The sequence below is a fragment of the Pseudomonas sp. LBUM1660 genome (genome assembly GCF_059695935.1).
This window is the reverse complement of the sequence record NZ_CP166795.1, coordinates 1537560-1556262: the sequence shown is the minus strand read 5'-3', so window position 1 is coordinate 1556262 and position 18703 is coordinate 1537560. Positions and strand designations below refer to the sequence as shown.

The following is an 18703-nucleotide window of genomic DNA, read 5'->3' as shown; positions in this document are numbered from 1 at the left end:
GCGGGCTTCAAACGCCTTGGCGCAGTTGTGCGCCCCGCGAACCGGATCCCGTCATGTTACGAATCACCGAACTCAAGTTGCCGATCGACCATCCCGATGAAGACCTGCGCCCTGCCATCGTGCAGCGCCTAGGCATCGCCAGCGATGACCTGCTCGATTTCACCTTGTTCAAGCGCAGCTACGATGCGCGCAAAAAGTCCTCTGAACTGTGCTTCATCTACACCATCGACCTCAACGTTCGCGATGAGGCCGCGGTGCTGCACACGTTCGCCGATGACCGTAACGTCAACGTGGCGCCGGATGTCAGCTACAAAGTGGTCGGCCAGGCGCCGGCTGATCTTGAGCAACGTCCTGTCGTCGTGGGTTTTGGTCCGTGCGGGATTTTCGCCGGGCTGCTGCTCGCGCAAATGGGCTTCAAGCCGATCATTCTCGAGCGTGGCACCGAAGTGCGCCAGCGCACTAAAGACACCTGGGGCCTGTGGCGTAAAAACGTGCTCAACCCGGAATCCAACGTGCAGTTTGGTGAAGGCGGCGCGGGGACGTTCTCCGACGGCAAGCTCTACAGCCAGATCAAGGACCCGAAATTCATCGGTCGCAAAGTCCTGCACGAGTTCGTCAAGGCCGGCGCACCGGAAGAAATCCTCTATGTCAGCAAACCGCACATCGGCACGTTCCGCCTGACCGGCGTGGTGGAAAACATGCGCGAGCAGATTCGCGCGCTGGGCGGCGAAGTGCGCTTCCAGCAGCGGGTCACCGACGTGTTGATCGAAGACGGCCAACTGGTTGGCGTCGAGCTCAATGGCGGCGAACAGATTCATTCGAAGCACGTGATTCTTGCCTTGGGCCACAGCGCCCGCGACACCTTCCGCATGCTTCACGGCCGTGGTGTGTTCATGGAAGCCAAGCCGTTCTCGGTGGGTTTCCGTATTGAACACCCGCAGTCGCTGATCGACCGCGCACGCCTGGGCAAATACGCCGGCCACCCGAAACTCGGGGCTGCCGACTACAAACTGGTGCACCACGCCAAGAACGGTCGCTCGGTGTACAGCTTCTGCATGTGCCCGGGCGGCACCGTGGTGGCGGCGACGTCCGAGCCGGGCCGCGTGGTCACCAACGGCATGAGCCAGTACTCGCGTAACGAGCGCAATGCCAACTCCGGGATCGTTGTCGGGATCACCCCGGAAGTCGATTACCCGGGTGGCCCGCTGGCGGGTATCGAGTTGCAGGAACGCCTGGAATCCCACGCTTTTGTGCTGGGCGGCAGCAACTACGAAGCGCCGGCGCAACTGGTGGGCGACTTTATTGCGGGCAAGCCGTCCACCGAATTGGGCAGCGTTGAGCCGTCCTACAAGCCTGGCGTTGCCTTGGGTGATCTGGCGTTGGCCCTGCCCGCGTTTGCCATCGAAGCCATTCGTGAAGCCTTGCCGGCGTTCGAAAAGCAGATTCGCGGTTACTCGCTGCATGACGCGGTGTTGACTGGGATCGAGACGCGCACCTCGTCGCCGCTGCGGATTACCCGTAACGAGTCGATGCAGAGCCTGAACGTCAAGGGGTTGTTCCCGGCGGGCGAAGGCGCAGGTTATGCGGGCGGGATTCTGTCGGCGGGTGTCGACGGGATTCGGATTGCCGAAGCGGTTGCCCGCGACATCCTCGGCCTCGAAGCCTGAAGCAACACCACCCTTGTAGGAGCGAGGCTTGCCCGCGAAGAACGATAATGCGGTCTTTCAGGAAGACCGCGTCAACTTCTTCGCGGGCAAGCCTCGCTCCTGCAGGGGTGGTGCTTGGTATCAGATATTGGCGCGCAGCACGGTGGCGGGAAGCGGCTCGCCGCGCTCGACACTCGCCGCGACAACATCCATCAATCCACTCAACTCATACCCCTGGGCCTTGAGCCAATCCTGGTCGTAATAGCTGGTCTCATACCGCTCGCCGCCGTCGCACAGAATCGCCACGATCGACCCCGACTCCCCCGCCGCCGCCATCTGCCCGGCCGCCATCAAGGCGCCGATCAGGTTGGTCCCGCTCGACCCACCGACACGCCGTCCCAAATGCTGCGCCAGGTAATGCATGGCCGCCAGCGACAAGGCGTCCGGCACCTTGACCATCGCATCGATCACCTTGGGCAGGAACGACGCTTCCACCCGTGGCCGGCCAATCCCTTCAATCCGCGAACCGCAGTCCAGACGCAGGCTCGCATCACCGGTCTTGTAGTAATCGAAGAACACCGAACGCTCGGCATCGGCGCACAACACGCGGGTGCAATGCTGGCGATAACGTACGTATCGGCCCAGCGTCGCGGTGGTGCCGCCGGTGCCAGGGCTGGAAATCAGCCAGCTCGGTTCCGGGTGCTGCTCGAATCGCATTTGCTGGAAGATCGACTCGGCGATGTTGTTGTTCGCCCGCCAGTCGGTGGCGCGTTCGGCGTAGGTGAACTGGTCGATGAAATGCCCGTCGTGTTCGCGAGCCAGACGCTCGGACTCAGCGTAGATCTGGGTCGGATCGTCGACCAGATGGCTCTTGCCGCCGTAGAAAGCGATCTGCGCGATCTTCTCTTTGGACGTGGTCGCCGGCATCACTGCAATGAACGGCAAGCCCAGCAACCTGGCGAAGTAAGCCTCGGAAATCGCCGTCGAACCGCTGGACGCTTCAATCACCGGCGCGCCGGGTTTGAGCCAGCCGTTGCACAAGGCATAGAGGAACAACGAGCGCGCCAGCCGGTGCTTGAGGCTGCCGGTGGGATGGCTGGACTCATCCTTGAAATACAACTCGATACCCGGAAAACCCGGGAGCGGCAAAGGGATCAGGTGGGTGTCGGCGCTGCGCTGGAAGTCGGCTTCGATGATCCGGATGGCTTCGCGGGCCCACTGTCGGTTGTCGCTCATGATGGTTTTCTCGTTGAATCGGACAAGAGTCGGCCTTGTCGCAAGGCTCAGCCAACAAGCTTAGGAAAAATCCCACGCTACGCACAGATACAGCTGAGGCCCAATACGTCTGGCAACTGCTAGGCTCAGGTCGGTGCCGGCCTTTCGTGCTGTAACGGCATATAACAAAAAAGAATATAACTTTTGTTTTAACAACTAACGGTACAGGTTAGGGTGTGCCACCTTTTTGATTATTCGATGGAGAGCGACCTTGCCTCTGCGTAGCACTTTCACGCGTTTCTTTCAGTTGGAAGCTGCCAGCGGTCTGTTATTGATCGCCGCGGCAGCCCTGGCTTTGATCATCAACAACTCCCCGTTGTCGTGGATGTACAGCAGTTTCCTGGACACGCCGGTGGTGGCGCAGATCGGTGCGCTGCAAATCGCAAAACCGGCGCTGCTGTGGATCAACGATGGCTTGATGGCTCTGTTTTTCCTGCTGATCGGCCTGGAAGTGAAGCGCGAAGTCCTCGACGGCCAGCTGTCGAAACCTTCGCAGATCGTCCTGCCCGGCGCGGCAGCGATTGGCGGCATGGTGGTTCCGGCGCTGTTCTACTGGTTTCTCAACCGTGACAACCCGGCCGCCCTGAGTGGCTGGGCCATCCCGATGGCCACCGACATCGCCTTCGCCCTCGGCGTCCTCGCCCTCCTGGGCAAGCGCGTGCCGGTGTCGCTGAAACTGTTCCTGATGACCCTCGCGATCATCGACGACCTCGGCGCCATTATCGTCATTGCAATCTTCTACTCCGGCACGCTGTCGACGCTTTCGCTGGCATTGGCCGCGTCGTGCATCGTCGCCTTGATCGCGATGAACCGGCTTGGCGTGGTCAAGCTCGGGCCGTACATGATCATCGGTTTGATCCTCTGGGTGTGCGTGCTCAAGAGCGGGGTCCACGCGACACTGGCCGGTGTGACCCTGGCGTTCTGCATTCCTTTGCGCACAAAAAACGCCGAACCCTCGCCGCTGCTGACCCTCGAACACGCCCTGCATCCCTGGGTGGCCTATGGCATCCTGCCGCTGTTCGCCTTCGCCAACGCGGGCTTGTCGCTCAGCGGCGTGACCATGGAAAGCTTCACTCACCACGTGCCGATGGGCATTGCGGTGGGCCTGCTGCTGGGCAAAACCCTCGGTGTGTTCGGCCTGACCTGGCTCGCCGTGAAAATCGGCATCGCTGCCCTGCCCCAAGGCGCCAACTGGGGCCAGGTGCTGGGTGTGGCGATCCTCTGTGGTATCGGCTTTACCATGAGCCTGTTTGTTGGTTCCCTGGCCTTCGAGCCGGGCGTCAGTGAATACGCCGGGATGGACCGGATGGGCATTTTGACCGGTTCGATTCTGGCGGCATTGATCGGTTATGCGGTGACGGCGGCAGCGAGCCGCAAGCGCACCGCGCTGCCATCCTGAGCGAAAGAGAACCCTCTGAGCGACAATCAGGATTCGTCCTACAGCCACGTTTAACCTCGTTCGTTAACGTCGCACAGCCCCTTGTTCGGGGCTGTCGATGTACGAACGCAAGGAAGATCAGTGGCTGGAAACAAGGATATCCCCAGGGTTAAAAACCCACCGTCCGGCGACGGACATCACGTCACTCACCGCTTCATGACGGCCACCGAACTGGCCAAGCGGGAGGCCCGGCAAAACGCCTACGACGCCATGCTTGCGCGGCAAGACGCTTTCGAGCGCAGTCGTGAGATCGTCGCCAAAAAGGACGAATCCGTTCGTGCCGGATGCGTCTTCGCCAAGTCCTGCAAACTGCCGGACGCCATCATCGATTACTCGAATCCTTCGGGCATGGTGCCCACTGACAGCCTCAAGGATTATGGGGAAGTCGTCTGGCTCGGCGCTCGCGAAGCAGACGACGCCGGGCTGCTGAATCTCGAAACCATCAGTGGCAGTACCGTCTCGCTTGGCATTGGCCGACTTGCGCTGAGTGCGCCGGCGCTCGCGGCTCCGGTTGCAGCAATCGGCGCTGCTGGAGCCACCGCATTGGCAACGGTGGTCGCGCTGTTCTGGACACCAAGTCTGGGCGACAGCGCGCTTTACACCGAAGATCAGTTGCGCGCCCTGAAACAGGCCAGGACCCGAGTTCGCCTTCGGGTTGAGCAACAGGCTGATGGCCGTCTCAAGGGGTATGGCTTTTACACTGGCAAGAACCGCGATTGGGAAATGGTTGATGTTGCGCAGTTCACGTTGCGCGGCAGTCAGCAGGTGGCTGACCTTGGCAACGGCGTAGAGCTGATTTGGACACCGGCTGTGGATGGGTCGGACATCCTTGGGATACCAGCGCTAGAGGCTGCTCCGCAAGCGCCGCATATTTGGGTGTATCCGCCGACGGAAGCGGCTGACGGGATTATTGTGAATCCGGTTTATCCGCCTGATTACAAGGATTTCATTCTTGTGTTTCCGGCGGGTTCGGGGGTGAAGCCGGTTTACATTGTGGTTAGTGTTTCAGGACGAAAACTTCCTAACCCCGATCACGACTATCACTCCGCGCCCGAAACAGAAGAAATCACCGGTTTTTCAGGCTTGCGCGAGGCGAAGAAGAAGACACCACGACAAGGAGGCGGCGGCCTTCGAGAACGTTGGATTGATGCCAAAGGCCGAACCATTTATGAATGGGACTCTTTGCATGGGGAGTTAGAAGCCTATCGTGCAAGCGATGGAAGTCATCTCGGCTCGTTCGATCACAAAACTGGTGAGCAAATAGATCCACCCAAGAAAAACCGCAGCATTAAAAAGTATTTGTGAGGACTACATGGGACTGAAAGTCAGATTGGACTGGTATGACAAGGAAACGGAAATAGCGGACGGAAAGGAATACTCCGCCGACCTTGGCGATAACGGCTCAATAATCGCCGCGTTGGGTTTGATGGCGGAAAACGAGATATACGACGGAGGATTCGATGTTTTGGTGGCTTGGATTCCTGAAATTCAGCCTCTGTTCAAACATCAAATTGATGTTTCCGCTTTTGACTACCAGATTGCGTTTCGATATCGGAAAGAATGGTGAGAGAAGCCAGGTCGTTTTTTACCCGGCAAATAACTATCCATCACAAAAGAAACCATGAAACATCTAATTATGGGATGGGCTCATGACGAAGACTCGTTACATGATTACCGATTAACCGACCAACAGATTCTCGGCATAGAAAAAGCGTGCGCAATGGAGCTACCTGAAAATCTTGATTTGTTTCTGACTTCACGCGACTAACAAAATATCCAAAACCAGTTCTCATAGGACGTCTTTCAGCACCCGAGTCATCCTGAGCAATCCCCAAAAACACAAAACCCCAACCAGTCACCTGATCGGGGTTTTCTTTTACCGCTCGTTCCCGCTTAGTGCGAAACGCGGCTCGTACCGTCAACAGTAGCAATCCGCACCCGCTCACCCACACGGAACACTTCGTTCTCCTGAACCTGCTGCACATAGGCGCGCATGCTGCCGTCGTCTTCGCGAACGGTGATTTCGACGCCCTGGGTGCGGGTCAGGCCTTCTTCTGTGGCTGAACCGAGCAGGCCGCCAGCCACAGCGCCGATGACCGCAGCGACGATGCTGCCTTTACCGCCACCGATGGCGCTACCGCCGACACCGCCGACGACTGCGCCAGCTGCGCCGCCGATCGGGGTCTTGGTGCCTTCGATTTTCACCGGGCGCAAGGATTCGATGGTGCCCATGCGAACGGTCTGCACACGACGCGCTTCATCACGGGAATAGGAGTCACCGGTCAGGCTCGATTGGCAGCCGGTGAGCAACATCGCCATCGTGGAAAAGGAAGCAACCAGCAGAACAGACTTACGCATAGCATCAACTCCAAAGGACAGGTATTCATTAAACTCCGCAGCTTGACGCCTGTCACGGCATCGCACGGATAAAATTGGTTTCATTCAGGCCCGGTACAGGCGCCTCGGAACTCACCACACAGTAGCGGCAAACTGAAAAATCTGCGCCACTGACCCAAGGATTTTCATGGATTACTTCATCATTGTCGTCACCACGGTCGCCGGTTTGTACTTCCACTGGTGGTTGTACGTGCGGATCAAGCGCTGGATGGACCGCGATCTGGCGTTGGCACTAGCGGGTAAAGACGAGCAGAAAAAAGCGTTCATGCTCGAGCAACTGGCAAGCGCTCAGGCGCAGAAGATCAAGCGCCGGGACCTGCCGCAGTGGCTTGAAGCCGCTGCAGCGGGCTATCCCGATCGGTAGACTGCCTAAGGTGCCAGACGTTCAAGAATCCAGTCGGCGCCTTGCAGGCGGTAGTTGAGGCGATCGTGCAGGCGGCTCGGACGGCCTTGCCAGAACTCGATGCGCTCGGGTAGCAAGCGATAACCGCCCCAGTGTTCCGGGCAGTGCGGTTGTGTGTCGCTGAAACGTTGCTCGGTGTTCTTGAGCAGCGCTTCCAGTTCAGCGCGATCGGCGATCACCCGACTCTGGGGCGAAGCCCAGGCACCAAGACGACTGCCCAACGGGCGGACCTGAAAATAGGCGTCAGACTCTTCAGCAGTCACCTTCACCACCCGCCCTTCGATGCGCACCTGGCGCTCCAGGGTCGGCCAGAAGAACGTCATGGCGGCGAGCGGGTTCGCCGCCAGATGCTGGCCTTTGGCGCTGTCGTAATTGGTGAAGAAGGTGAAGCCCTCTTCGTCCAGGCCCTTGAGCAGCAGAATGCGGCAATGCGGCCGACCGTCGTGATCGACGGTGGCCAGGGTCATGGCATTGGCCTCCACCGGCGGTTGCTCGGTTTTCACCGCGTCGGCAAACCACTGGTGGAACAGCCCGAACGGCTCGGCCGGGGCTTGCGCCTCGGTCAGGCCATCACGGGTGTAGTCGCGACGCATATCAGCCAGGCCCTGGGTCATGGCGCATTCCTTTTGGTTAACGAATTACTTTTTGACCGCATCGGCGGCAACGACTTTCTTGTCCGCTGCAGCGGCTTTCGCTGGCGCAGTCTTCTTCGCCGGGGTCGCGGTTTTAGCCGGTGTTTTCTTGGCTGGAGCCTTGGCGGCTTTCTTGGCCGGGGCTTTTTTCGCGGCTGGTACATCCGCTTTCTTCGCGGCTGGCGCAGGGGTAGCCGGCTTGGCCACTGGCTTGACGTCCTGGGCAGCGACCAGGCGCACTGGCGCCGGGGCCGGCATGTTGTACTTGCTCAGCAGCGCGACCATGGTGTTCTGCGGAGTGACCAGTAATTCCACGCGACGGTTCAAGGCACGACCTTCGTTGCTGTCGTTGGCAGCACGCGGAGCTTCACCACCCATGCCGCGCAGCATCAGACGATCACGCTGCAAACCACTGAGGCGGAAGATCGCGGCCACGGATTGTGCACGCTCCTGGCTCAGTTTCACGTTGGCCGGTGCGGCGCCCGAGGTATCGCTGTGACCGAGCACCAATACGGCGGTCTTTGGATCGACCTCCAGGATTTTCGCGACGCGAGTGAACGGGCCGAGGGTCACCGGCAGCAACATGGCCGGACGGTCCGGGTTGAACGAGCCTTCTACCGGCGCTGTCACCACCAATACGTTTTCACGGCGCTCGAGCTGCAGGTTGCTGCCCTTGATGGCCTCGCGCAGGCGCGGCTCGTAATCGTCGAGCCAGGCTTGAGTGACTTTAGGATCCGGCATCGGCACGGCTTTGGCAGTGGGTTGATCTTTACCACCGAACGGCCACCACCATTTGCCACCGGCATCGGCTTCAGCCTTGGCGACTTCGACAGGCTTGGCTTCGGGTTTTACTTCCGGCTTTTTGTCGAGCACTTCATCGGAGCCGAACGGCCAGTACCAAGGGTTGGAGCTTTCAGCTTTGGCCGCTGGAGCAGCGGCGGCAGTTTTCAAAGGGGCTGGGGCTGGAGTTGGGGCCGGAGCCGGCTCTTTCGCCGCGACTTTGTCGGAGGAGCCGAACGGCCACCAGCTGCTGCCATCCGAGTCATTTTGTGGGGTCTGTGCACAACCGGTGATCGCGACACACAGGGCCAAGGCAAGGGTGGTTTTATTGAATGACATTGGATATCCACAAAAATGAAATCATAAAAAATCAGGCCGGCGTGACCGGATAAACAGACGCTTGGAAAACATAAAGGCATTCGGGTTCCGGCCCTGGAGCCCGAGAGTGCGTTTTACAGACAAGTGGCCAGTACCCGCGCAAGCTTCTGCGCACGCGGATCCATCAAGACGTAAGGCCCCAGTGTATTTGTCACAAAACCGAAAGCCACATCATGTTCCGGGTCAGCAAAACCGATGGAGCCGCCAGCGCCAGGATGGCCGAATGCCCGTGGGCCGAGGCCATAGGTCGCATTGGGAACATCCGGTTGATCGAGCATGCAACCCAGGCCAAAACGGGTCCGGGTCAATAAAGTCTTGTCTTCGCCAACGCTGTGTTCGCGGGTCAGCTCCTCGAGCATTTCGCTTTCCAGCAGGCTGCCATCAAGCAGGCCGGCGTAGAAACCAGCGAGGCTACGGGCGTTGCCGTGGCCGTTGGCGGCCGGCTGTTGCATCCGGCGCCATTCGGGCTTGTTAGTGCTGGTCATGATCGACGGCGGGTTGGTGAAGGCCCGGGTGGTCATGGCGGTCGGCTCGCGCAGGGTCACTTGCAGCAAACGCTGGGCCGCGGCATCGCCAACATTGCCCTTGCCACGGGCGATGTGCGCCACGCGGTGGAACTCTTCGTCCGCCAGGCCGACATGGAAATCCAGTCCCAAAGGCTTCGCTACCCGCGCCACAATCGATGCGCCGGGCCCACGACCGTCGGCACGGCGCAGCAACTCGCCCACCAGCCAGCCATAGGTGATTGCCGCGTAACCGTGGCCTTCGCCCGGCGTCCACCACGGCGTTTCGGCGGCCAAGGCATCGACCATGGTGTGCCAGTCGTAAAGCGCTTCGGGCACCAGCAACTCGCGCAGCGCCGGCAGGCCGGCCTGATGGCAGAGCAACTGGCGCAAGGTGACGGATTCTTTGCCGGCGGCGGCGAATTCGGGCCAGTAGCGAGCCACCGGGGCATCCAGTTGCAGCTTGCCTTCGGCCACCAATTGCAGGGCGGTGACGGCAGTGAAGGTCTTGGTGCAGGAGAACAGGTTGGCGATGGTGTCGCTGTGCCAGGCTTCAAGGCCATCCTTGTCGGCGGTACCGGCCCAGAGGTCGAGGACGGTTTCGCCACCGACCCGGATGCACAACGCCGCGCCACGTTCCTGAGGATCGTCGAACAGCGCCACGAACGCTTCGCGTACTGCTTCGAACTTAAGCTCGTAATGACCCTGAATCTGCACCCGCAACTCCCCGAAATCTACAAAGTGGTCCGCATTGTTCCAGCCCTTGCGGGATTTGGGAACAGGTGCGGGCTGGGCGGTCGGTTGCCCATGGATTGGATCAGAAATTTGTTGTGCCTTTGAGGGCGCTTTCGCGGGCAAGCCTCGCTCCTACAGGGGATGCGTAATCCCGTAGGAGCGAGCGGGCGGCGATCCGACTTGCCCGCGAAGAACGATAACGCGGTCCGGCAGGACTCAGTGGCCGTTGGCGGAATGCCCGCCAGCATGACCGGCACCCTGCCCTGCGCCTTTGCCAGCATCACCTTTTTTGCCGCCCTCGCCCTCATTGCTGGCTTTGTCCGCTTCAGCCTTGGCCTTCTCAGCCTCCTTGCCCAACTGATCGACAGTCGCCAGGTTGCTCTTGCGCACGCTGTCGACGAAGCCCTGGAACGGCAGATCGGTAATGCCTACCAGGCCAAAGTGACCGTTCTCGCCATCCAGCAGACGTCCTGTCACCGGTTGATCGAGGTACTGGAACCAGTGCACGCCGACAATCGACGGTTCACTCAACGCCTGTTTGAGAAAGTTGGCATAAGCCGGGCCACGGTCTTCTTCCTTGGCCAATTGCGTCACGCCGCCCCAGAACGGACCGCGATCGGCGGAGCCGAAGTTGAATTCGGTGATCAGCACCGGTTTGTCCAGGCTGCGCAACTTGGCAAAGTCATAGCCGTCTTGCGGTTTCAAGGTGTACAGGTTGAAGCTCAGCACGTCGCAATACTGCGCGCAGGACTCAACGGCTTCCGGGGTGCTGATGGCAAAACGACCGCCCAGCAGCAATTGGTTCGGCGCGTGCCACTTGAGCGAGTCGGAGAGGGTCTTGAAGTAGGTATCGGCGAAGACCTTCTGGAAGTATTTGAAATCAGCCTCGATTTCCGGGTGTTCGGCGCTCGGCAGCGGCGGCACGAAGCCCGGGTCTTCCATCAATTCCCAGGCCGGCAAGTCGATGCCCCAGGCCTTGGAAAGGCCGGCCTGATTGCGGTACTTGTCGCGCAATTGCTTGAGGAACGCACGTTTGGCCGGCACGTCGGTGGTCATCTTCAAAGTGCCGTAGGCCAGTGCGTAACGGGCTTTCGGATCATCGCCGGGGCCGGCCCAGGCCAGTTCGTTGTCGGCGAAGTAACCGATCAGCCACGGATCGTCGCGATGGTCACGGGCGGCGATGGCCACGGCGCGTTCGGTGGCCATGGCGAAGCGTGGGTCAAACGGGTCGGGCATGCCGCCCCACCAGTCGGTGCCGGTACTGATGCTGGCGTAATCGCCGACGATCGACAGCGGCAAGGTGTACGGCACACGGTCAGCATTGGCCAGCGCCGGGGCGCTCCAGTTGCCGACCGTGTTGAAACCCCAGGCTTGCAGGCGATCCAGGGTATGGCTGGCCCAGCGTTGTTCATCAACCACGGCATTGCAGGGCTCAGCAGGTTTTTGCTCGACGGCTTTGGCGACAGTAGCTTCGTCTGCGCCGGTCTTGGCGGCTTCGGCGACGCCGGATTCGGCAGTCGTAGACGCGGCAGGTTGCTCGGCGGCCTTGTCGGCCGTGGCCTCGACCGCATCGGCCTTGGCCGCTTCGGCGACACCGGCCTTGGTGTCGCTGCCCAGCGCACACGGTTCGCCGTAAAGGCGCTGCAAGTTAGCGCCATAGAAATCGTACCAGCGACCGGCGTTATAGCCACGGCCCTGATCGGCGCCGTTGCCGCCACGGTTGTCGCCTTCGCCATAATGGCTGGCCAGGGGTTCTTCCGGTTTCGGCAGGGATTCAAACATCCACTCGCGGCCAGCGATGTAGGTCTGGTTGACGTCCGGGGTAACGGTGTTGACCCCGAGTGAATAGAATGGATGCCCTTCCGGGGTCACCAGGTACCAGCGACCGTCGCGCTTTTCAGTACGGAAAAAGCCGCTGGCCTTGAACGCAGGGCCTTTGTTCCAGCCGCCGAACTTGTCCAGGGACAGCTTCTCGCGCTCGGCGAGCCAGGTTTTCGTTTGTTGCTGTTCCTTGGAAGCGGCGCTTTTCAATTGCTCATCGCTGCTGACCTTTTCCGGCCATTTTGCCCGGGTCGATTGACCAAAGGCGTCCACCAGACCGCCATAAGCCGCCTTGGTCACCGCTTCACCGTCCTGCACGCCGAAGCGCTCAAGCAAGATGCTTTGGGCCGCTTTCGGCTGATCCATCGACAACGTGACCGACACCACCTGGCTGCGATCCAGCTCACCGGCGCTGCTGGCCAGCAATACCCGTTGACCGTCAAACGTCATCGGCATCGGTGGCCCGGCCTTCATGCCCTGGCTCAGCGGCGAACTCGGTTGCAGCGGCACCAGCAGGGTCTGCGCCGGTCCGGCGGGCAAATCGACACGACTGATCAACGTCTTGCCATCGTTGCTCTGGATTTTCACGTACAGGGTCACGGCCCAGTCCATCGCGCTCTGGATGCGCAAGCTCATGACACCCGACTGCGACCAGTCCCAGGCCCCGGTTTGCGGGGTCAGACGCAAGGTCGGTTGCGCCACCGGGTTGAACGTCACCCGACGCAACACTTCGCCTTCGGCCGTTTGCTCCGCATTGGATTGCGGCAGGCTGGCATCCTGAGTCGCCACCTGGACCACATCGGCGGGGCGCACAAAGTTGAACAGCGTCTGTTGGCCGGCAGGGGCTGCCAGCAAAGGGGCTGAGAAGATCAAGGCGAAAACAGCAGGCAACGAACGGCGAATCATAGGAACGTGGTTCTCCCTGACGACCCTCAACGGGCCAATGGAAAAGCGATGGCTGAACGATAGACAACGCGGCGGGCTAAAAAGCCCACCGGTGTTTCAGGAAATTTCGCGACGGAATGGCGGCAATGCGTTGAGGATCGCTTTGCCATAACGCTGGGTGACCAGACGTCGATCCAGCAGGGTGATGGTGCCGCGGTCTTCTTCGGTACGCAGCAAGCGACCGCAGGCCTGGACCAGTTTCAGCGAGGCGTCGGGCACGGAGATTTCCATGAACGGATTGCCGCCACGGGCTTCGATCCATTCGGCCAGGGCTGCTTCGACCGGGTCGTCGGGCACCGAGAACGGAATCTTCGCGATCACCACGTGCTCGCAATACGCACCGGGCAAGTCGACACCTTCGGCAAAACTCGCCAGGCCGAACAGCACGCTGGAGTCTCCGCCATCAACACGCGCCTTGTGCTTGTTCAGGGTTTCCTGTTTCGACAGGTTGCCTTGAATGAACACTTGCTTGCGCCAGTCGCGGTCCAGGCCGTCGAACACGTCCTGCATCTGCTTGCGCGAGGAGAACAACACCAGGGTACCGCGCGAACCTTCCACCAGTTGCGGCAGATCGCGGATGATCGCCGCGGTGTGGGCCGGCGCATCACGCGGATCAGCCTTCAGGTCAGGCACCCGCAGCACACCGGCGTCGGCGTGATGGAACGGGCTCGGGACCACGGCGGTCACGGCTTTTTTCGGCAGGCCGGCGCGCATGCGGAAGCGGTCGAAGGTGCCGAGCGCGGTCAGGGTGGCCGAGGTCACCAGCGCGCCATAGGCCACGTTCCACAGATTGCGACGGAGCATTTCCGCCGCCAGGATCGGGCTGGCATTGACCTCGATATCGAACAGCGAACCGCTTTCGGCCAGGGTCAGCCAACGGGCCATGGGCGGGTTGTCTTCCGGGTCTTCAGCGGTGAATGCGACCCACAACTCCCAGTTGCCCGAAGAACGCGACAACAGGCTGCCAAACAGCGGATACCACTCTTCGGCCTGGTTGCTGGCGATGCCGATGTTGACCTCGCCGTCCATGCCTTCCTTGAGCAGTTCGGTGAGCCGGGTGAACAGGTCGGTCAGACGGGCAAAGCCCTTCTTCAATTCGATGCCCATTTCACGCATGTGCTCGGGAATCACACCGCCGACGAAGCGGTGACGCGGCCGCTCGCGGCCTTCAACGTCTTCGCCGGGTTTGAAATCGGCGACCTGCTCGCACGCGGTGAACATGAACTGCTGCTGGGTCTTGATCTCGCGGGCCAGTTCCGGCACCTGCTCGATCAACTTGCCCAGGTCACCCGGCAGCGGATGCTGGGCCAGCAGTTTGGTGAGGTTCTTGGCGGTGGTTTCCAGCCAGTCGGCGGTGGAACGCAGGCGCGTGTAGTGGGCGAAATGGCCGATGGCCTTGTCCGGCAGGTGATGGCCTTCGTCGAACACGTAGATGGTGTCGCGCGGGTCCGGCAGCACGGCGCCGCCGCCCAACGCGAGGTCGGCCAGGACCATGTCGTGGTTGGTGACAATCACGTCAACCTTGCCCATGCCTTCGCGGGCCTTGTAGAAGGCGCACTGGCCGAAGTTCGGGCAATGACGGTTGGTGCACTGGCTGTGATCGGTGGTCAGGCGCGCCCAGTCGGCGTCTTCGAGGGCGGTGGACCAACTGTCGCGGTCGCCGTCCCATTTATTGCCGGCGAGTTTCTCGATCATGCTGGTGAACAGCTTCTGGCTGGCCTCATCGACCTCGATCTTGAAACCTTCTTCTTCGAACAGCTGAGCCGTGGCGGTTTGCGCGTGACCTTCCTGAAGCAACATGTCGAGCTTGGACAGGCACATGTAGCGCCCACGGCCCTTGGCCAGGGCGAAGCTGAAATTCAGCCCGCTGTTGCGCATCAGGTCAGGCAAATCCTTGTAGACGATCTGCTCTTGCAGGGCAACGGTGGCCGTGGCGATGACCAGGCGTTTGCCGGCGGCCTTGGCGGTGGGGATCGCCGCCAGGCTGTAGGCCACGGTTTTACCGGTACCGGTGCCGGCTTCCACCGCGACAATCGCGGGGTCGCCACTGCGCCGGCCTTCGTCGTCGGTGTCGATGTCACCGAGGACTTTGGCAATTTCGGCGATCATCAGGCGTTGGCCGTAGCGCGGCTTGAGGCTCTTGGCTTCAAGAAAACGCGAGTAGGCGCCCTGGATCGTGGTTTTGAGTTCGGTGCTGATCATGGATTGTCGGGCGCAAAAAACGCTGGATAAATTTTCAGTGGTTCGTATGGGCCGCTATCATACCCCGCTAATTAATCCCGCGCAGAACGGAGTACCTCAATGACACCTTTTGGCATCGTTTACACCCTGCATGTCCTGTCCGCCCTGGTGTGGGTGGGCGGCATGTTTTTCGCCTGGATGGTCTTGCGGCCCGCCGCGATGAAGGCGCTGGAGGGCCCTGCCCGTTTGAAGCTGTGGGTGGAAGTGTTTCAAGGTTTTTTCCGCTGGGTCTGGGTGGCGGTGGTGCTTTTGCCGATCAGCGGGGTGGGGATGATTCATCTGCAATACGCCGGGTTTGAGGCCGCGCCGCGGTACGTGCAGGTGATGATGGGGTTGTACGTGGTGATGACCGCGCTGTTTATCCGGATTCAGGCGTTGTTGTTGCCGGAGTTGCGCACGGCAGTGACGGCACAGGATTGGCCGACCGGGGCAACGACGCTTGGGAAGATTCGCAAATTGGTGGGGATCAATTTGATCGTCGGGCTGGTGCTGGTGGCGATTGCTGCGGCCAGACCGATGTTCTGACTCTTCACAGCTTTTGTGGCGAGGGGACTTGGCGAAACGTCGCACCGCCCCGTTCGGCTGCGGAGCAGTCGTAAAACCTGTGAGTGCGGTGTATGTGGAAGAGTGCAGGGGACCGCTGCGCGGTCCAACGGGGACAAGTCCCCTCGCCACAAAGTCCCCTCAACCAAGCTCCCTCGCCACAGGGGTTCTCGGTCGTTATTACAATCGCTGTACGGTCACCGAACCCGCCGCCCCGGCTGGCCCCGGCTGGCCATCTACGCCAGGGCGCCCGCTTTTGCCGCCATCGGCCTCGTAAACGAAACAGCCCTTGGCCTTGCCGCCCGCGCCCGGCTTGCCACCAGGACCCGCGAGGCCACCGGCACCACCCGCCACCTGAACCTTGATCTGTTCAACCGGATAATCACGAGGCACTTCCAGCCTGACCAGCGCCCCCGGCGCACCCGGCTGACCATCACTGCCATTGCTGCCATCGGCACCACGACCGGCCTGGCCCCAGGTGCAACCCGGTGCCTGACCGTTGGCCCCGTCGAGGCCGACAAAACCCGGCGCGCCCGCGCCACCGCGAGCGTCTACCGACAACTGCGGCGCATTCAGTGCCTTGATCTGCACATTCAGGTTGCGTCCCGAGCGGGCGGCCTTGAGGTAAGTCCCCGGCGCCCCCCTAGCCGTGATCTGGCTGCCTTCGGACAACTCGGCACGGCTGACTTTCAATTCCAGTGCCTGTTCACTTGGCACGATGGCGATCCGCGCCTCACGCCCCAGATGCAATTCGCCGACGATGACTTCGGTCACGTTCGAAGGAATCAACAAGGTGCCGTAATCGGCGACTTCCAGGCGTTCAAGCTGCAAGGTGCTGGCGGTGTTGGGCAGGCGCATCAACGAATTGGTTTCGACACTGACCACCTGAGCGCAGGCCAATGGGCTGATGAGTGCGGCGAGCAGACAGAGTTTACGCATGGGAAGCCTTCGATACGGTCGGAGCCGGGAGGGTTTGCAGGTGGAATACGCCGAAAAACAGGATCTTCAAGCGATCGCGCCAAGGGTGGGCGCGACCCCGGAGGCTGCGGAAACAGAACACCGCCTCAAGCAGATGAAGAGACGCCAACAAGCCGCCAGCCAGATTGACCAGCAGGTGCAGCGGATTGACAAACGGCATAAGCAGATTGACCAGCACCACCAGCCAGAACAGCAGGGTCAACAACTTCCCCAGCCCCCAAAACACCTTCATACGCCCCCCCGTTGAGAATTATTCTTTGCGCGCACAGTAACGGCATCCGCGAGGGATAAGCCAGAGGGCAACGGAAAATTCTTCATGAAGGCCGCCGAATGGCCGTCGGATCAACTGCAATTGCTGCCCGACGGCTCTATTTCGCGGCTTAGCGATTGATGTGCAACTCCACGCGACGGTTTTTCGCGCGTCCTTCATCCGTTTCGTTGTCGGCCACCGGCTGGCTTTCGCCTTTGCCTTCGCTGGTGAGTTTGCTCGGCGCAATGCCCTGGCTCAACAGATAAGCCGCCACACTGCTGGCGCGACGCTCCGAAAGTGCCTGGTTGTATTCATCCGAACCGACGCTGTCGGTATGACCGATCACCTTGATGCTCACCACATCGGCGAGTTGCAGTTTGAACATCAGCGCATCCAGCTGACTCTGCGCTGCGGGACTGAGGTCAGACTTGTTGAAGGCAAACAGCACGTCGCTGGGCAGAGTGATGACTTCGGGCTCCACAACTTCGACAGGTTTCACGCTGGCCGGGTACTGCGGCAGCGGACAACCATGGTGTTCAACAGGTGTGTTGGCGGGTGTATCGGGGCAGCGATCACGCCGATCGAAAACCCCGTCGTCGTCCTCATCGCCATCCTGGGCGTAACAGATCAAGCCGCCGGTCAAAATACCGAGCGCCGCACCACCGCCTGCCCAACCGGCACTTTCAATCGCGCCCAGGCCTCCACCGACCAGTCCGCCGATGAGGCTGCAGATCGGCCATGTACGTTGATTGAGAGGGGCGGTGCCATCGCTGTGAGTGGCGCAACCGGTCAACAGGCTGCCAAGCAGCAGAACCGGCAAGACGGTCCTTGTGAGAACGCTCATTGTGAAAGCTCCTGTGTTACCGGCCCATACCGGTTACACAGGAGTAAAGACCCGCATCCGCGACTGCACAAGCCGCGGAGCGGATGGGACTTAGCGGTTGATTTTGATTTCCGTGCGACGGTTCTGTGCACGGCCGTCAGCGGTTTTGTTATCGGCCACCGGCTGGCTTTCACCGGCACCGGTCACAGACACGAAGCTGCTGCGTGGTACGCCTTGCTGGATGAGGGATTCAACCACCGAATGAGCACGCTTATCCGACAGTTTCTGGTTATAGGTATCACTGCCCACGCTGTCGGTGTGGCCGGTCACGGTCAATTGAGCGGAGGAGGCTTCCTGTTTCAGGCGCGTGGCGATTGTGTTGAGTACATCTTTATCGGAAGGCGTGAGTGTGGCTTTGTCGAACTGGAAGTGGACATCTCGGATGACAATGACTTCTTCCTTGACCACCACGACCTCTTCGACCACTGGCGCAGGGACTGGTGGAGGGCAACCGTCGGCATCGACCTTCACGCCTCGAGGCGTACCCGGGCACTTGTCGCGACTGTCCGGCACGCCGTCGCCGTCTTCGTCGCCATCACCGTGAACCCAGCAATAGGCCGCTGCCGTGCCGCCAACGAGCAGCGCGCCATAGCCCGCCCACGCCGAGCTCTCGGTCGCGCCGAGACCTGCACCGATGACACCACCGACCGCCGCACAGGTCGGCCAGTCGGTTTTCTGCAAACCTGCACAACCAGTCAACACACTGGTTAGCAGAACCAAGGGTAATGCTGTCCGAACTATGCTCATCTAGTTTTCTCCTGAGGGATCGGCTTAGAACCGATTCAGGGAGTAAAGACCCGAGTTTTAATCTCCGCCAGCAATAGGCCATTGCTGTTTTGCCCCGTGTTCACGGCA

The 18703-nt window shown here is 60.6% G+C and carries 17 protein-coding genes; 6 read left to right on the top strand and 11 right to left on the bottom strand.

The window, feature by feature from the left end; genetic code table 11:
• Positions 1-53 precede the first annotated feature (53 nt).
• Positions 54-1667, top strand: coding sequence for an NAD(P)/FAD-dependent oxidoreductase (locus tag ACA068_RS07310; RefSeq protein WP_497308749.1), 1614 nt, complete (start codon positions 54-56; stop codon positions 1665-1667).
• Between the two features lie 120 nt (positions 1668-1787).
• Here ACA068_RS07310 and ACA068_RS07305 read toward each other — a convergent pair whose 3' ends face one another.
• Positions 1788-2885, bottom strand: a complete 1098-nt coding sequence (locus ACA068_RS07305) for a PLP-dependent cysteine synthase family protein (protein WP_497310552.1) — start codon at positions 2883-2885, stop codon at positions 1788-1790.
• Positions 2886-3132: 247 nt separating this feature from the next.
• Between ACA068_RS07305 and nhaA the strand changes: the two genes are divergently transcribed.
• The 3 genes from nhaA (at position 3133) to ACA068_RS07290 (ending at position 5926) form a co-directional block, all read left to right on the top strand.
• Entirely contained in the window at positions 3133-4320 is a 1188-nt protein-coding gene (gene nhaA / locus ACA068_RS07300) for a Na+/H+ antiporter NhaA (RefSeq protein ID WP_497308747.1), read from the top strand.
• Between the two features lie 120 nt (positions 4321-4440).
• On the top strand, positions 4441-5664 hold the full coding sequence (locus ACA068_RS07295; protein ID WP_497308745.1) for a colicin E3/pyocin S6 family cytotoxin: 1224 nt from the start codon (positions 4441-4443) through the stop codon (positions 5662-5664).
• A 7-nt stretch (positions 5665-5671) separates the two neighbouring features.
• Positions 5672-5926, top strand: a complete 255-nt coding sequence (locus ACA068_RS07290; protein WP_497308743.1) for a colicin E3-like toxin immunity protein — start codon at positions 5672-5674, stop codon at positions 5924-5926.
• A 326-nt stretch (positions 5927-6252) separates the two neighbouring features.
• On the opposite strand, the gene ACA068_RS07285 is transcribed toward ACA068_RS07290, so the two are convergent.
• Positions 6253-6717: an outer membrane lipoprotein gene (locus ACA068_RS07285; protein WP_084321772.1), complete on the bottom strand. Its 465-nt coding sequence runs from the start codon at positions 6715-6717 to the stop codon at positions 6253-6255.
• 166 nt (positions 6718-6883) lie between these two features.
• Here ACA068_RS07285 and ACA068_RS07280 point away from each other — a divergent pair, with 166 nt between their 5' ends.
• The gene (locus tag ACA068_RS07280; RefSeq protein WP_077749569.1) at positions 6884-7120 is read left to right on the top strand and encodes a hypothetical protein; all 237 of its coding nucleotides are present in this window, start codon (positions 6884-6886) and stop codon (positions 7118-7120) included.
• A gap of 5 nt (positions 7121-7125) precedes the next feature.
• Here the strand turns inward: ACA068_RS07280 and pdxH are convergent, their stop codons facing one another.
• The 5 genes from pdxH to dinG form a co-directional block, all read right to left on the bottom strand.
• Positions 7126-7773: a pyridoxamine 5'-phosphate oxidase gene (gene pdxH / locus ACA068_RS07275; RefSeq protein WP_497308741.1), complete on the bottom strand. Its 648-nt coding sequence runs from the start codon at positions 7771-7773 to the stop codon at positions 7126-7128.
• A 24-nt stretch (positions 7774-7797) separates the two neighbouring features.
• Positions 7798-8910 carry an OmpA family protein gene (locus tag ACA068_RS07270; protein WP_497308739.1) on the bottom strand — a complete coding sequence of 371 codons (1113 nt, stop codon included), beginning with the start codon at positions 8908-8910 and terminating at the stop codon, positions 7798-7800.
• Positions 8911-9023: 113 nt separating this feature from the next.
• On the bottom strand, positions 9024-10169 hold the full coding sequence (locus tag ACA068_RS07265) for a serine hydrolase domain-containing protein (RefSeq protein WP_497308737.1): 1146 nt from the start codon (positions 10167-10169) through the stop codon (positions 9024-9026).
• Between the two features lie 234 nt (positions 10170-10403).
• Complete coding sequence (locus ACA068_RS07260) at positions 10404-12914, bottom strand: beta-galactosidase (RefSeq protein ID WP_497308735.1); 2511 nt, start codon at positions 12912-12914, stop codon at positions 10404-10406.
• Between the two features lie 96 nt (positions 12915-13010).
• A complete protein-coding gene (gene dinG, locus ACA068_RS07255) occupies positions 13011-15155 on the bottom strand; it encodes an ATP-dependent DNA helicase DinG (RefSeq protein ID WP_497297719.1) in 2145 nt (714 codons plus the stop codon).
• A 99-nt stretch (positions 15156-15254) separates the two neighbouring features.
• Between dinG and ACA068_RS07250 the strand changes: the two genes are divergently transcribed.
• Positions 15255-15719, top strand: coding sequence for a CopD family protein (locus ACA068_RS07250; protein ID WP_497308733.1), 465 nt, complete (start codon positions 15255-15257; stop codon positions 15717-15719).
• A 198-nt stretch (positions 15720-15917) separates the two neighbouring features.
• Here the strand turns inward: ACA068_RS07250 and ACA068_RS07245 are convergent, their stop codons facing one another.
• From ACA068_RS07245 to ACA068_RS07230, 4 genes are all read right to left on the bottom strand, one after another.
• Positions 15918-16676, bottom strand: coding sequence for a collagen-like triple helix repeat-containing protein (locus ACA068_RS07245; protein ID WP_497308731.1), 759 nt, complete (start codon positions 16674-16676; stop codon positions 15918-15920).
• Positions 16669-16947 carry a DUF1145 domain-containing protein gene (locus ACA068_RS07240; RefSeq protein WP_497308729.1) on the bottom strand — a complete coding sequence of 93 codons (279 nt, stop codon included), beginning with the start codon at positions 16945-16947 and terminating at the stop codon, positions 16669-16671. The genes ACA068_RS07245 and ACA068_RS07240 overlap by 8 nt, the downstream gene beginning before the upstream one ends.
• A gap of 148 nt (positions 16948-17095) precedes the next feature.
• Positions 17096-17809, bottom strand: a complete 714-nt coding sequence (locus tag ACA068_RS07235) for a PA1041 family peptidoglycan-binding anchor lipoprotein (RefSeq protein ID WP_497308727.1) — start codon at positions 17807-17809, stop codon at positions 17096-17098.
• A gap of 90 nt (positions 17810-17899) precedes the next feature.
• The gene (locus tag ACA068_RS07230; RefSeq protein WP_497308725.1) at positions 17900-18595 is read right to left on the bottom strand and encodes a PA1041 family peptidoglycan-binding anchor lipoprotein; all 696 of its coding nucleotides are present in this window, start codon (positions 18593-18595) and stop codon (positions 17900-17902) included.
• Positions 18596-18703 lie beyond the last annotated feature (108 nt).

Excerpts from the sequence above, each read along its gene's own strand:
- ACA068_RS07245 (WP_497308731.1), bottom strand. The coding sequence starts at position 16,676 with ATGCGTAAACTCTGTCTGCTCGCCGCACTCATCAGCCCATTGGCCTGC.
- ACA068_RS07310 (WP_497308749.1), top strand. The coding sequence starts at position 54 with ATGTTACGAATCACCGAACTCAAGTTGCCGATCGACCATCCCGATGAA.
- ACA068_RS07235 (WP_497308727.1), bottom strand. The coding sequence starts at position 17,809 with ATGAGCGTTCTCACAAGGACCGTCTTGCCGGTTCTGCTGCTTGGCAGC.
- ACA068_RS07240 (WP_497308729.1), bottom strand. The coding sequence starts at position 16,947 with ATGAAGGTGTTTTGGGGGCTGGGGAAGTTGTTGACCCTGCTGTTCTGG.
- ACA068_RS07250 (WP_497308733.1), top strand. The coding sequence starts at position 15,255 with ATGACACCTTTTGGCATCGTTTACACCCTGCATGTCCTGTCCGCCCTG.
- dinG (WP_497297719.1), bottom strand. The coding sequence starts at position 15,155 with ATGATCAGCACCGAACTCAAAACCACGATCCAGGGCGCCTACTCGCGT.
- pdxH (WP_497308741.1), bottom strand. The coding sequence starts at position 7,773 with ATGACCCAGGGCCTGGCTGATATGCGTCGCGACTACACCCGTGATGGC.
- ACA068_RS07270 (WP_497308739.1), bottom strand. The coding sequence starts at position 8,910 with ATGTCATTCAATAAAACCACCCTTGCCTTGGCCCTGTGTGTCGCGATC.
- ACA068_RS07230 (WP_497308725.1), bottom strand. The coding sequence starts at position 18,595 with ATGAGCATAGTTCGGACAGCATTACCCTTGGTTCTGCTAACCAGTGTG.
- ACA068_RS07290 (WP_497308743.1), top strand. The coding sequence starts at position 5,672 with ATGGGACTGAAAGTCAGATTGGACTGGTATGACAAGGAAACGGAAATA.
- ACA068_RS07280 (WP_077749569.1), top strand. The coding sequence starts at position 6,884 with ATGGATTACTTCATCATTGTCGTCACCACGGTCGCCGGTTTGTACTTC.
- ACA068_RS07260 (WP_497308735.1), bottom strand. The coding sequence starts at position 12,914 with ATGATTCGCCGTTCGTTGCCTGCTGTTTTCGCCTTGATCTTCTCAGCC.
- ACA068_RS07285 (WP_084321772.1), bottom strand. The coding sequence starts at position 6,717 with ATGCGTAAGTCTGTTCTGCTGGTTGCTTCCTTTTCCACGATGGCGATG.